Below are 12786 nucleotides of genomic sequence, written 5' to 3' on the forward strand. Positions count from 1 at the left end.
GCCGGGCATGGACAATATTTGTATGCCAGTCGAACAGATATAGCAGCTCGCCCGATCCTCGGTTATCTATGGGCCAGCAAGACGGCTGACATAGCGAAGCCGCTGGGGAGAGTTGAATGCAGATCACCGGATGGGCGCTGTCGACACTGGGCAGCCTGTTGGCGACAAGTGCGATGGCCGCACCACCGGCCCGGCAGGCGGCTACGCCCATGGTCGCCAGATGCGCGGCGATGAAGGGTTTCAAGCTGGCCGGGATCAAGATCACGGCGACGTTTCATGTGAAGGAGGGCACGGCGCCCACAGGATCAAGCGCGCCACTCGCGACCCGGCTGCCGGCCTATTGCCAGGCCGAAGGCGTCATCAATGAACGCAGCGGATTTCAGGGTAAACCCTATGGCATCCGCTTTGCGCTGGCGCTGCCCGATGACTGGAGGGGGCGCTTTTTGCTGCAAGGCGGTGGCGGGCTGAACGGCAGCGTGAAACCGCCATTCGGCGCTGCCGCAGCAGGCAATCGTCCGGCGCTCGCGCGCGGTTTTGCGGTGGCGAGCCATGACAGTGGCCATGTCGGTGCGGTGTTCGACGGCGCATTCATGGCGGATCAGCGCGCCAATCTCAATTTCTCCGAAGCATCGGTGCGCGTCGTGGCGGAAGCGGCCAAGAGAATGACTGCCGGCTATTATCGAAAGGCGATCGCGCACAGCTATATGGCGGGCTGCTCGACCGGCGGGCGCGAATCGATGCTCGCCTCGCAACGCTATCCCGAGCTGTTTGACGGGATCGTCGTCGGCGCGCCCGCCATGCGCACGGGCAATTCGAATCTCGGCACGTTTTGGGCAGGAGTCCAGTTCAACCAGGCAGCGCCACGCGATCCGCAAGGACTGCCGGTCGTAGACCGGATCTTCTCGGCCGGCGACCGCAAGCTGTTCCTCGACGGGTTGCTCGGCCAATGCGACGCGCTTGACGGGTTGAAGGACCGCGTGATCTCCAACGTCTCCGCCTGCAAGTTCAAGCCGGCGCTGCTCCAGTGCAAGGGCGAGAAGACCGAAACCTGTTTCAGTCCGGCGCAGGTCAAGGCGATCGAGGCGGCGTACCAGCCGCCAAAGGATGCCAGTGGGCGGGCGCTTTATGCCCCCTTCCCTTATGACACCGGCAATATTGCCGACGGCCCCGGCATTCCGGGCTTTTTCCCGACCGGCAGGCCGGGCATTTTCGGCCCGCCCAATCGCGACCTGGCAATGGATGTCGATGCACGGATCGAAGCCATTCGCGCCAATGCGGGGCAGCGGCTGACCGACACCGATATATGGACCAATCTCAACGCCTTCACTGGCCATGGTGGCAAGATCCTGTTCTACCACGGCGTCAGCGACCCCTGGTTCTCCGCTTGGGACACGCTGGATTACTGGCTCCGAGCGAAGCAGGCGAACGGCCCGATCTGGGCCGATACCAGCCGCTTCTACATGGTTCCCGGCATGGGCCATTGCAGCGGCGGCGCGAACACATATGACAACTTCGATCTGCTTGGCGCGGTGGTCGACTGGGTCGAAACGGGCAAAGCGCCCGAAGCGGTGATCGCCACGCGCAGCTTGTCGACGCCGGGGCCGACACCCGGCAAGCGCCCTTTATGCCCATGGCCGAGCTATCCGGCCTATGTCGGCGGCGATGAGAAATCGGCGGCGAGCTTCCAATGCCGGAATGGGGTTTGAGGGCGGAGCTTGATCTCAACCGCCCTCACGGCCGTTCCGGCTGAGCTTGTCAAAACGACGCCATCGCTTATCGGCTCGAATCAAGACCAAGGAAGATCCTAGACTTCCAAAACACCTACGATGTCTATCATCAACTCGCCGCAGCCGACGCCACCTAGCTGCAAATGTTGCACTTCAAATTGACGCTGCCCAGAATGTGTGGAGTGGACGGGGCGCATTGGGCCGCTACACATTTGAATAAGGAAATTGCGTGGAATTGTGATTCATCGCTAAATATTTTTAGCGCATTTCGCTATTTTCAATAGAAACACTACAATCAAAAAAGATGAAATAAATAGGATAGATCCCTCCCTATTTTTCTCAATTAATAATAAATAGCAAAAATATATTATGGCAATGGCCCATATCGCAATTTCAACCACTATAATGAACAACTTATTTTTAAACATTAAGAAAATCCATCATATTTTCCAGCGGGTCATTGCTCAAACTATTTTTTGCAAATCCCATCTTTTTGGCCTTGAAGCTGCAACAATCGAGCTTTCAGCGCTACAATTTGGTTCGAATATTTAGCTTGCTGCGCAGAAAGTCCGAGGCCCGATACAAATGTAGCAGCACCAAACATAGCTCCACCGGCAATCCTGCCAACGGGAGAGCTAGATTTCAGTGACAAGGCCAATCCAACTCCTTGAACTATATTAAGTCCCAAAGATATATCATTGACATCAGCAAGGTTTAGTTGAGATTGCACAATGTCATTACTAAGAGCAGAAGAATTTCCCCACCTCCAGTTATCTGTAATAAATTTTGGAAGATCTTTCTTAGAGTCATCCACAGCCTTCTGCATTTTACTACATATAATAGGATCTGTTCCAGGCCCTTCTCCCTGGCTGACGGATCCACCACCTTGTCCATTCCAACTTGGAGTAACTACACTACCACCGTTGAAGCAAATCGTTAGCCTGATCTTGTGAACGACAGTACCGTTTACGTCATCGGATGTTGTATAGCCTCCACCATCGACTAGATAACATTGAAGCCCTGTAGGATCGGAAAAATTAATAGGATCGCCACCGACATAGTTATACCAGTTCATTCCGGCATCGTACCCAATCGGATCGGCCTGCATGAACCGCCCAAGTGTCGCCGAATAAAGCCGCGCCTTGTAATAATAGAGCCCTATTTCCGGTAGCCAAGTTTGCCCAGTATATTGAAACCGGCCGATATTACCCAACCCCGGAATACCATATTCGTCGTAAGTGTTTGTGCCGATCACCGCACCGCTACCATCGGTCACGGAGATCACACTGCCGCGCTCGTCCGAGTGAAGCCATCGGCGATCGCTCGTGCTTGCTCCCTCGTACCAGACCAGCGGATCATCACTTCCAGGACCGTGCACGTAGCGCTTCTGCAACGCACCCCCGATAGGGTTCCATTCGCCGATCAAATCCACGCCATCATAACCAAAACGCGTGGTATCGTTGATCTGGAATAGTCGCTTGAGGGGGTCGTAATAAAAGGCGTTGCCACTCGACGACTGCAGCAGGTTCTCGGAAGTATAGGCGTAGCTGGTCGTGCCCGAATTGGTGAGGTTTCCCCGCCCATCGTTATAACCCAGCGTCGTCGATCCCGCCATCGTCGCCTGATTAAGCCCATTCAACGTATACGGCCGATCGACATTGACCGATCCAGTCCAGGCATAGCCATCATTCGATCGCGTCGTTCCCTTGATCTGGCTGGCGGGATTATAAGCAAATCCAAGCGTCAGATCGCCTGCGGTGCCCGTGAGGTTATGAGTCAATGTCGAAAGCCGTGAGATAGGATCGGGCGTGTAGGTCGTGCTGGTCCCGTTGCCGCGAGTCAGGTTCAGCCGCTGGCCAAGATCGTCATAGGTATAGAGCGCAAGAAGGCCGACACCCGATGTCGCGCCATTCTCCCGGACTGCCGTCACATTGCCGGTGACATCATAATCATAATTTGCATAAAATGTGTCCGGCCAGGTCAGGCGGGTGCGCCTCCCGGCGAGATCATATTGCGACGACACGGTGCCGACCGGACCGGACTGAGTCAGGTTCCGCCCGAGCGCATCATAGCTGAAGGCCAGCGTCTGCGCGGTCGAACCGCTTCCCGTCAATCGGCCCAGCAGGTCATAGCTATACGTGATATCGGCCTCGGAGGCGGGGAGATCCTTATTGGTCACCCGGCCGAGCGCATCGTAAGTAAACGCGATCGACGTCCCGTCCCTGAGCTGGCGGCTCGTCACATTGCCATTCTTGTTATAGCCCAGTTGTTCGTAGTCGGTCGTCGAACTGGTGCCCGACCCGGCTGTGATGACCGGATAGCGGGTCTTCAACAATCGATCGTAGCTATCATATTCATAAGTCGTCTTGTTCGCTTCGGCATCGGTCAGCGTCATGACCCGGCCATTGTCGGTGTAGGTGGCCGTCGCATCGTCCGCCGCGGCGCCTGTCCCGACCGCGCTTTGCGTCTTGGTCACGCGACCCGCGGCGTCGTAACTGGTCTTGGTGATTTGATCCGCATTGGGCCCGGTTGTGATGAATGGCGTGCAGGTCGAGGTCAGCGCGGTGCCCCACGAAGCAGCGTCCATCCGTTGCGCGGAACACAATGACCGGCCAAGCGCGTCATAACCATACTCTGTCACGCTATAGGTCGTGCCGCTCGCCGTCAGCACATCCTTCACCTTGCGACCACTGACATAGCTGCCGGTCAGTTGCTGGGTTGACAGGAAGCCGGTCCAATCCGTGTCGGTGACGCCCGCCACGGTACCGATTTCCGATACGGTAGGTCGTCCCGCCCCGTCATAAGTGATCTTTTCGGCCCGACGCTTGAGCACGCCAGCTCCATCGGGATCCGCAGCGATCGTCCCCACCCGCCGGCGTGCGGCGTCGTAGCGGAAGGTCGTCGTGTCGGCCGTGCCGGAAAGCGGCCCGTCGATCGTCGCCAAATCGCCCATTGCGTTATAAGTCGCGATGGTCGTCGCGGTCAGGCTCGCATCGCCTGCGCCCTGTGCGACACTCGTGACATTACCATAGGCATCGTAACCGATCGTCGTCTTGACCTCATCGGCAGCACCGACGCAGCTTGCGCTGGTCTGGCAGACCGACATACCGGTCAATTGCGACACGCCGCCAAGGACCGTGTAGCTGTAACGCGTCTGCGGCCTGACCGCGCCGACGGTGGGCGCGGGCGCGGTGATCGTCGCCACCTTACCGCTGGTCGGATCATAGGTGTAATCGGTGACCTTACCCAACGCGTCCGTCACGCTCGTCGGTGAATTGCAGGTCTTCGGATTATCACAGGTCGAGGGATAGGTGGCAAAGGTCCTGATGTTTCCCGGACCCGAGGGGCCGCCTTTGGGCACCTGCCGCGTTGCCGTGACATTGCTCCTGTCGTCGAGCGTCAGCTCAGCATAATTGCCCTCGGGCTGCGTCACCCGGGTCAGCCGGCCATAGCTGTCATAGGTAAAGCTCGTGGTCTTGCCGAGGGCATTGGTCACGCCGGTCGGCTGACCGATCGTCAGATCCGACACCACCACGGTTGGCTGACTCAGTGCATCCGTCACGGTCATCGTCGCCGTGGTGCCGCTGACCACGCGCGAATATCCCGTAGTAACGCCGTCGCGCGTCACGGCAGTGACGGCGGTGCCACCCGTCACGCTGAAGCTTGGTGCGGCTTCACCGGGACGCTTGATGCTCCCTGATGCTACCTGCCAGACATTGCCTGCCATGTCGGTGATATCGACCGTACCACTCGCGGGGTAAGCATAGCTGATCGTGGCCTGCGGCACCGTTGTGCTGACGGGATTGTTGAAGAACCTCGCATTAGTTCGCGTAAACCAGCCGACAGGGGGCGGCCCCGACAGAGGCATATTGGTTTGATATGCGAACTTGATCGCATAGCCTTGGCTGTTTGTTATGCTGATCAGACGCCAGGTAAAATTGTTGCTGGACACCTGCCGCACCTGATGGGCCAGCGTGATCGTCACGCCGTCGGGGCGCGTGATCAGCACCGGGACCAGGGAACAGGATGCGCCGTTTGAAGGACAGAAATTGGTCGGCACGCCGTCAGTGCCCCATGCGTCAACGAATGTAATCTTGGTTCCGTCAGATGCCGTGTAGATGTAGGAATAGATGTAAGCGGGATCGCTACCGACGGCCAAGGTGGCGCCGGTACCGGTGGCGGAAGTACTGCTGCTGCCCACGAACTGATCCGCTTTCTGCCCCGGCAGCCCGATCCAGGTCGTCACCGTTGATCCGACCACCCTTCGGTCGAAGGTGTAGCCATCCCATTGTGAATGACGATCGCCAGTATTTTGGCGGATCAATGCCAATTCGGCGTCGCCCGAGCCGATCGAGCCCTCCCGGAACGTCATCACATAATCGCCCAGGGTCAGATCGACACCATTCGCATCAAGATTGCGATGAAGCGGCGGATTCGTTTGACCCAGCGCAGGTGCGGCAAGCCCCGTGCACAAGGCCGTAGAAAACGTAAGAAGCACAAGGCGAGCGCGCACGCGCCTGCCCTCGACCGATGCCGAGTTCGACATATGAAATACCCCTGTTGAAAGCACTTGAAACAATCGCCCGCGTGCGGCGTGTTACGGCGCGCCGGTCACTTTGACGTTCTTGCGGTTGTCGGCCTTGTCGAGCGTGTAATTGGCCACAATACCGTTGTTGATCGTGCCCGAATGCTCAACCTTCACCAGCCGGCCTTTGGCATCATAGGTGTAGTTGATCGTTTCCGACGCGCCGGCGATGCCGGTGATCGCGGTCAGACCCGCCATGATCGCGGCGCCCGTCGCCACCAGTGCCATTGTAGATTTGCGAACCATGGAATTCCCCCCCCGTTTAAGCCGACTTGAACGCTACCGAACAAATGAAGAACATTTCAAATCCAACAATGTAAGCGCGGCAATTCGGCCAGCCGCCTCCAGTCACGCAACGCCTTGGCAATGCGCGTTATTATCTTGTTCAGTCATATCGATAGCATCGCATGACGCGACTCAATCGTCCTATTCGGGAGTAGATGCCGCCCCTCGCTCGGGCGCAAGATGAAAATTGCGGAAAGCACGTAAATCGCTTCCGATCCGGATGCATCGATGATGACCATCACGCACCGAATATCAGAGAACATACTGATATATAACAGAATTATTGCAATCCCCCGGCGCTGGAGATGAGACACATAGGGTGTCCCATATCTCTTCAGTGGTCGGCTGCAGCCCTCTGGCATTCTGTCCAGCGGATCGATTCACATCGTTCTTAGGCATTGTCACGCCCGCACCATTCAATATTGATTAAACACGACTTGTTCGAACGCACCGCTGGCGACGCTACGAAACAAGCGCGCCTCGTCCCCGGTCAGGATCAGCCAGTACGCGCCGTCCCCCATCGCGGCATCGGCATCGTGTACAGAGGGAGTGGGCGTGCCGGATGGGTGCGAATGATAATGCCCGATCACTTGGGCGCCGCCTGCGCGCGCGGCGCGGTGCGCGGTGAACAGCGCGGCGGGATCGATCTCGAAGAACCGCGCAGGGTCGGGCGCAACGTTGGCGGCCGGCTCGGCGGTATCAATGCGCTCCGGCGACCCGAACAACAGGCCGCAAATCTCCGCATCCGGCGAGGCGCGCGCTTCGTTTAGCAGTCTGCGCACCAGAGTGCTTGAAATCGCGATTCCCATGCCCACATCGCTATAACATGAGTTCGGGGGTTACCATCATCGAAGCGCGCATCTCGACCGAGGCCGATGGCTGGCGGATCGATCGCGCGCTCGCCGAAGCGGTCCCGGCCTTGTCGCGCGAACGGTTGAAAGCGCTGCTCTCCTCCGGTGCGGTGAGCGATCCGTCCGGCACGCTGATCCGCGATCCGGCGCGAAAAGCGGTCGGCGGCACGGTCTTCACCGTCACAATTCCCGACGCCACGCCATCGCATAACGAAGCGCAGCAGATCGCGCTCAATATCGTGTTCGAGGACGAGTATCTGATCGTCATCGACAAGCAGGCCGGCCTGGTCGTCCATCCGGCGGCGGGCAATCCCGACGGAACTCTGGTCAACGCGCTGCTCCATCATTGCGCGGGCAATCTGTCGGGCATTGGCGGGGTCGCGCGGCCGGGCATCGTCCACCGCATCGACAAGGATACGTCGGGGCTGATGGTCGCGGCGAAGACCGATCGGGCGCATGAAGGCCTGGCGAAACAGTTTCACGACCACTCGATCGACCGCCGCTACAAGGCGATCGTGACGGGCCGGCCGACCCGGCTGGAAGGCATTGTCGATGCGCCGCTCGCGCGGTCGCCGAGCAACCGCAAGAAGATCGCGATCGTGCCGAACGGCAAGCGCGCGGTGACGCATTACACCGTGCTGAAAATGCTCAAGGAAGCCGCGCTGGTCGAATGCCGGCTGGAGACCGGACGGACACATCAGGTGCGCGTGCACATGGCGTCGCTCGATCACCCCTTGATTGGAGACCCGGTTTATGGTAGAACAAAACAAGCTCATCGAACAATTCTGGAAACCTTGAATTTCCATCGGCAGGCGTTGCACGCCGCGCGTTTGGGGTTCATTCACCCCGTGAAAAGTATCGCTTTGGCATTCGATAGTGAAATGCCTGCCGATATGACGGAACTGTACGATATACTCAGCGTCTAGTGGTTCAGCGTCCGTGCAGCCTGTGTGAGGCATGGACCAATTAAGGGAGATCAGATCATGGCAAACCGCAGCAATGTGCCAGCAACGGTCCCCGCTCTTGGCGGGGAGGCAAGCCTCAACCGCTATCTGTCGGAAATCAAGAAATTCCCCATCCTCGCGCCCGAGCAGGAATATATGCTCGCCAAGCGCTTCGAGGAGCATGGTGATACCGACGCGGCGGCGCAGCTCGTCACGTCGCACCTCCGTCTCGTCGCGAAGATCGCGATGGGCTATCGCGGCTATGGCCTGCCCGTGTCCGAGTTGATCTCGGAGGGCAATATCGGCCTGATGCAAGGCGTGAAGAAGTTCGAACCGGAGCGTGGTTTCCGCCTCGCTACCTATGCGATGTGGTGGATCCGCGCCTCGATTCAGGAATATATCCTGCGTTCGTGGAGCCTGGTGAAGATGGGCACCACCGCCGCGCAGAAGAAGCTGTTCTTCAACCTGCGCCGGATGAAGTCGAAGCTCGACGCGTTCGAGGATGGCGATCTGACGCCGGAGCATTTGTCCAAGATCGCGACCGATTTGGGCGTGACCGAGGACGAGGTGACGAGCATGAATCGCCGCATGGCGATGGGCGGCGATACGTCGCTCAACGTGCCGATGCGCGAGGATGGCGAGGGCCAGTGGCAGGATTGGCTGCAGGACGATGCGCCGTTGCAGGACACCGTGGTGGCCGACGCGCAGGAAGCCGATGTGCGGCACGAAATGCTCACCTCGGCGATGGACGATCTCAATGAGCGCGAAAAGCATATCCTGACCGAGCGTCGCCTGACCGACGACCCCAAGACGCTCGAAGAGCTCAGCCAGGTCTATAATGTGAGCCGCGAACGCGTCCGCCAGATCGAAGTGCGCGCGTTCGAGAAGCTGCAAAAGGCGATGATGCGCCTGGCCGGCGACAAGCGCATGCTCGCCGCGATCTGACCCGTCTTCCCCTCCCGTTCGCGGGAGGGGATATTTTCGGGGCGGGTTGGGCGAGACAAACCCCTTCCCTCAGCGCGTCCGTTCCGGCAATTCGGTTGCGTAATGACCGACCCGCCGCGCCCTGCCTCTGTCGATCCCGCCGCCCCGGTGTCAGGAGCGGCCATTCGCAGCGGCTGCATCGCAATCACGCTGCCAGCACGAGAGACCCGCGCCATTCCCGCACGACCCGCCAGGCATCATTCACTGTTCCGGCGCATCGTCATGATTATCGTCAAGACGGTGCTGTGGTTCCTGCTCATCTCGATCTTGTGGGTACTCGCCTATCGCTTCATCGCGCCGCCGATCACCTTCACCATGGTCGGCGACATGCTGGGCGGGCATAGCGTGACCAAGGCGTGGATGCCGATATCGCGGATCGACCCGAACATGGCACGCGCCGCGATCGCTGGCGAAGATTCGCACTTCTGCACGCATTCCGGGTTCGACAGGCGGGCGATTGAGCAAGCCTATCAGCGCAATGCGAAGGGCGGGCGAATCCGCGGTGGATCGACGATCAGCCAGCAGACCGCCAAGAACGTCTTCCTGATCCAGGGCGGCGGTTATCCGCGCAAGGCGCTGGAGGCCTATTTCACCGTCCTGATCGAGCAGCTCTGGGGCAAGAAGCGGATCATGGAGGTCTATCTCAACGTCGCCGAGACGGGGATCGGGACCTATGGGGTCAATGCCGGGTCGATCCGCTATTTCAACCATGACGCGTCGCGCATGAATCCAGCGGAGGCCGGCCGCATCGCCGCGGTGCTGCCGCTCCCCAAAAAACGCGCGGCGATCGCACCGCGCGGCTTCACCAAACGTCACGGCAATTCGATAAGCCGGTGGGTCGGCGTGGTGCGCAATGACGGTCTGGACGCCTGTTTGCGGTAGAAACAGGTGTCGTGCTCGTAACCCTTGGTTTCGATCCACTCTTCCGTTCGCCCTGAGCTTGTCGAAGGGCAGGCACCACCTCCCCCCTTTGCTTGCGGAGAGCAGGGCTCGGCCGGCTCAGCCCGAACGGCGCTTATTCCGCCGGCTTGTCGGCCGCCTTTTGCGCGGCATCGCCGACCTTCTGGGCGCCCTCACCGACATCCTTCGCCGCCGACTGGATCGCGTCGGTCTTGATGCCGTCATTTTTGCTCTGATTGAACAGATAGATAGCACCGATCGCAAGTGCCACCAGCAGGATGACGGCGATCAACATGCCACCACCGCCGCCACGGCGTTCGATGATCGTGGTGTGCGGGGTTTCGGTCACGCGGTCTTCGTCCATCGTCTCTCTCCCTCGACCTGGGAGCAAAACGGCGCACTGCATGCGATTGTTCCGGGATCAGAACGGCAGCTTGAATCCCGGCGGTAGCGGCATCCCGCTGGTCAGCTTGGACATTTCGGTGTTCGACGCTGAATCCGCCTTGCCGCGCGCATCGTTGAATGCGGCGACGATCAGGTCCTCGAGCATCTGTTTCTCGCTCGGGACGAGCAGTGAATCGTCGATCGCGATGCCGATGATGCGGCCCTTGGCCGAAGCACGGACCTTGACCAGTCCGCCGCCCGACGCGCCCTCGACCTCGATCGTGTCGAGATTGGCCTGAGCCTTTTCCAGTTCGGCCTGGACGTTCTGTGCCATGGCCATGATGTCTTCGATGCTCTTCATGCTTCGTTGCTCCGTACTTCTGTGGTCCAGCTATCCAGCACGGCGTCAGGGAATGCCGCGAACGCCGCCTTGACCACCGGGGTCTCCAATATCGCCGCGCGTTCGGCATCTGCCGCCGCCAGCTTCACCTCGTTGAGTGTCGGATCGCCCGGCACATCCTCCGCCGAAACCTTCCACTGCTTACCGGTGATACGTTTCAATTCGAGCATCAACTCACGCACGAAATCCGCGGGCATTGGCCGGGCTGAGCTGAGTACCAGTTCGGGCGGGGTATAACGCACCACGCTCGCGCTGTAGCTCAGCCGCGCCGCCAGTGCCGCCTCGCCCTGATCGTCGAGATAAGCGACGAGCGCAGGAAAATCGGCCGGAAATGCCGAACCGACGGCCGAACCAATCGGCGCACCGTTCGCGCTTGCCGGCGGCGGCGTTGGGGCGATTGCGGCAGGCGCGGGTCCGCCCGCCGCCAATTGCCGCGCCAATTCGCCGGGGTCGGGCAAGGTCGATGCATGGACGACGCGCAACAACGCCATCTCACAGGCCTCGATCGGCAAAGCGGCGCGAGCGACTTCATCATGACCCTTGAGCAGCAATTGCCAGAGCCGGTGCAAGGCGGCGAAGGACAGGCCGTTCGCCCATGTCTCAAGCGCTTCGCGTTCTTCGACCGCCTGACCCGCTTCAGGCACGGTGCCGAGCTTTACCAGGGTGGTCGCATGGACCGCCTCAAGCAACGCGCGCATCACCGCCTGCGGATCGACTCCGAGATCATATTGCCGTCTGAGCGCCGTCAGCGCGCCGATTCCGTCGCCGGTCAGCAGCACGCCCAGCAGGTCGCGCACCGCGCCGCGATCCGACAGGCCGAGCATCTCCCGCACCGCCAACGCCTTGACCCCGCCACCTTCGATCCCGGCATGGGCGATCGCCTGATCGAGGATCGACAGCCCGTCACGCGCCGATCCTTCCGCAGCGCGAGCGATCAGTCCCAAGGCCTCGGGTTCGGCCTCGACGCCCTCGGCTTCGGCGACATGGGCGAAATGCGCAGCGAGCGATTCGGACGAGATACGGCGCAGGTCGAAACGCTGGCAGCGCGACAAAACCGTCACCGGCACCTTGTTGACCTCGGTCGTGGCGAACAGGAATTTCACGTGCGCCGGTGGTTCCTCAAGCGTCTTCAACAGCGCATTGAAGGCGTTTTTCGACAGCATATGAACTTCGTCGATGATATAGATCTTGTAGCGTGCCGACACCGCCGCATAACGCGACGCATCGATGATCTCGCGCACGTCATCGACACCGGTATGGCTCGCGGCATCCATCTCGATCACGTCGATATGGCGCCCTTCGGCGATCGCGCGGCATGGTTCGCACACACCGCAGGGATCGATCGTCGGGCCGCCCTCGCCGTCCGGACCGATGCAGTTGAGCGCTTTGGCGATCAGTCGCGCGGTCGATGTCTTACCGACCCCGCGTACCCCGGTAAGGAGAAAGGCATGCGCCAGACGCCCGCGCTTGATCGCATTGCCGAGCGTGGTGACCATCGCATCCTGGCCGATCAGCTCGGCAAAGGTCTGCGGCCGGTATTTACGGGCGAGGACGCGATAGACCTCAGCCTTGGGCTGGGGCGGTTCGCCGAGATCGAAGGAGTCGGACATTGTGGACTATCTAGGGATGAGTGCGCACGATGTCGAAGGGTTCGGTGGGATTTGATTCAATAGTTGAGCCGCGATATGCGCCGCTTAACGGCTGAGGTGCGCCGCGGCAAAGCCGC

The 12786-nt window shown here is 59.9% G+C and carries 10 protein-coding genes; 4 read left to right on the forward strand and 6 right to left on the reverse strand.

Going from position 1 to position 12786, the window contains the following annotated elements:
• Positions 1-116: 116 nt before the first annotated feature.
• Positions 117-1706 carry a tannase/feruloyl esterase family alpha/beta hydrolase gene (locus G4G27_RS08760; protein WP_183112969.1) on the forward strand — a complete coding sequence of 530 codons (1590 nt, stop codon included), beginning with the start codon at positions 117-119 and terminating at the stop codon, positions 1704-1706.
• 490 nt (positions 1707-2196) lie between these two features.
• Here the strand turns inward: G4G27_RS08760 and G4G27_RS08765 are convergent, their stop codons facing one another.
• The 3 genes from G4G27_RS08765 to G4G27_RS08775 form a co-directional block, all read right to left on the reverse strand.
• On the reverse strand, positions 2197-6273 hold the full coding sequence (locus G4G27_RS08765) for an RHS repeat-associated core domain-containing protein (RefSeq protein ID WP_183112970.1): 4077 nt from the start codon (positions 6271-6273) through the stop codon (positions 2197-2199).
• 51 nt (positions 6274-6324) lie between these two features.
• Complete coding sequence (locus tag G4G27_RS08770) at positions 6325-6558, reverse strand: hypothetical protein (RefSeq protein WP_244624610.1); 234 nt, start codon at positions 6556-6558, stop codon at positions 6325-6327.
• Between the two features lie 455 nt (positions 6559-7013).
• Positions 7014-7379, reverse strand: coding sequence for a M67 family metallopeptidase (locus tag G4G27_RS08775; RefSeq protein WP_345940678.1), 366 nt, complete (start codon positions 7377-7379; stop codon positions 7014-7016).
• A gap of 44 nt (positions 7380-7423) precedes the next feature.
• Between G4G27_RS08775 and G4G27_RS08780 the strand changes: the two genes are divergently transcribed.
• The 3 genes from G4G27_RS08780 to mtgA all read left to right on the forward strand — a co-directional run bounded on the left by G4G27_RS08780 (position 7424) and on the right by mtgA (position 10258).
• Positions 7424-8374, forward strand: coding sequence for an RluA family pseudouridine synthase (locus G4G27_RS08780; protein WP_183112972.1), 951 nt, complete (start codon positions 7424-7426; stop codon positions 8372-8374).
• Between the two features lie 57 nt (positions 8375-8431).
• Positions 8432-9337, forward strand: coding sequence for an RNA polymerase sigma factor RpoH (gene rpoH / locus G4G27_RS08785; RefSeq protein WP_183112973.1), 906 nt, complete (start codon positions 8432-8434; stop codon positions 9335-9337).
• A 261-nt stretch (positions 9338-9598) separates the two neighbouring features.
• A complete protein-coding gene (gene mtgA, locus G4G27_RS08790; protein ID WP_244624693.1) occupies positions 9599-10258 on the forward strand; it encodes a monofunctional biosynthetic peptidoglycan transglycosylase in 660 nt (219 codons plus the stop codon).
• A 133-nt stretch (positions 10259-10391) separates the two neighbouring features.
• On the opposite strand, the gene G4G27_RS08795 is transcribed toward mtgA, so the two are convergent.
• From G4G27_RS08795 to G4G27_RS08805, 3 genes are read right to left on the reverse strand one after another with little or no spacing between them, the layout of a single operon-like run.
• Positions 10392-10640, reverse strand: a complete 249-nt coding sequence (locus tag G4G27_RS08795) for a hypothetical protein (RefSeq protein ID WP_183112975.1) — start codon at positions 10638-10640, stop codon at positions 10392-10394.
• A gap of 57 nt (positions 10641-10697) precedes the next feature.
• Positions 10698-11021 (reverse strand): YbaB/EbfC family nucleoid-associated protein, encoded by a 324-nt coding sequence (locus G4G27_RS08800; RefSeq protein WP_183112976.1) that lies wholly within the window; start codon positions 11019-11021, stop codon positions 10698-10700.
• A complete protein-coding gene (locus G4G27_RS08805) occupies positions 11018-12670 on the reverse strand; it encodes a DNA polymerase III subunit gamma/tau (protein WP_183112977.1) in 1653 nt (550 codons plus the stop codon). Before G4G27_RS08805 ends, G4G27_RS08800 begins: the two co-directional genes overlap by 4 nt.
• Between the last annotated feature and the right edge of the window lie 116 nt (positions 12671-12786).

It is taken from the genome of Sphingomonas sp. So64.6b (assembly GCF_014171475.1).
GTDB classification, from domain to species: domain Bacteria; phylum Pseudomonadota; class Alphaproteobacteria; order Sphingomonadales; family Sphingomonadaceae; genus Sphingomonas; species Sphingomonas alpina_A.

Excerpts from the sequence above, each read along its gene's own strand:
- mtgA (WP_244624693.1), top strand. The coding sequence starts at position 9,599 with ATGATTATCGTCAAGACGGTGCTGTGGTTCCTGCTCATCTCGATCTTG.
- G4G27_RS08765 (WP_183112970.1), bottom strand. The coding sequence starts at position 6,273 with ATGTCGAACTCGGCATCGGTCGAGGGCAGGCGCGTGCGCGCTCGCCTT.
- G4G27_RS08780 (WP_183112972.1), top strand. The coding sequence starts at position 7,424 with ATGAGTTCGGGGGTTACCATCATCGAAGCGCGCATCTCGACCGAGGCC.
- rpoH (WP_183112973.1), top strand. The coding sequence starts at position 8,432 with ATGGCAAACCGCAGCAATGTGCCAGCAACGGTCCCCGCTCTTGGCGGG.
- G4G27_RS08805 (WP_183112977.1), bottom strand. The coding sequence starts at position 12,670 with ATGTCCGACTCCTTCGATCTCGGCGAACCGCCCCAGCCCAAGGCTGAG.
- G4G27_RS08760 (WP_183112969.1), top strand. The coding sequence starts at position 117 with ATGCAGATCACCGGATGGGCGCTGTCGACACTGGGCAGCCTGTTGGCG.
- G4G27_RS08770 (WP_244624610.1), bottom strand. The coding sequence starts at position 6,558 with ATGGTTCGCAAATCTACAATGGCACTGGTGGCGACGGGCGCCGCGATC.
- G4G27_RS08795 (WP_183112975.1), bottom strand. The coding sequence starts at position 10,640 with ATGGACGAAGACCGCGTGACCGAAACCCCGCACACCACGATCATCGAA.
- G4G27_RS08800 (WP_183112976.1), bottom strand. The coding sequence starts at position 11,021 with ATGAAGAGCATCGAAGACATCATGGCCATGGCACAGAACGTCCAGGCC.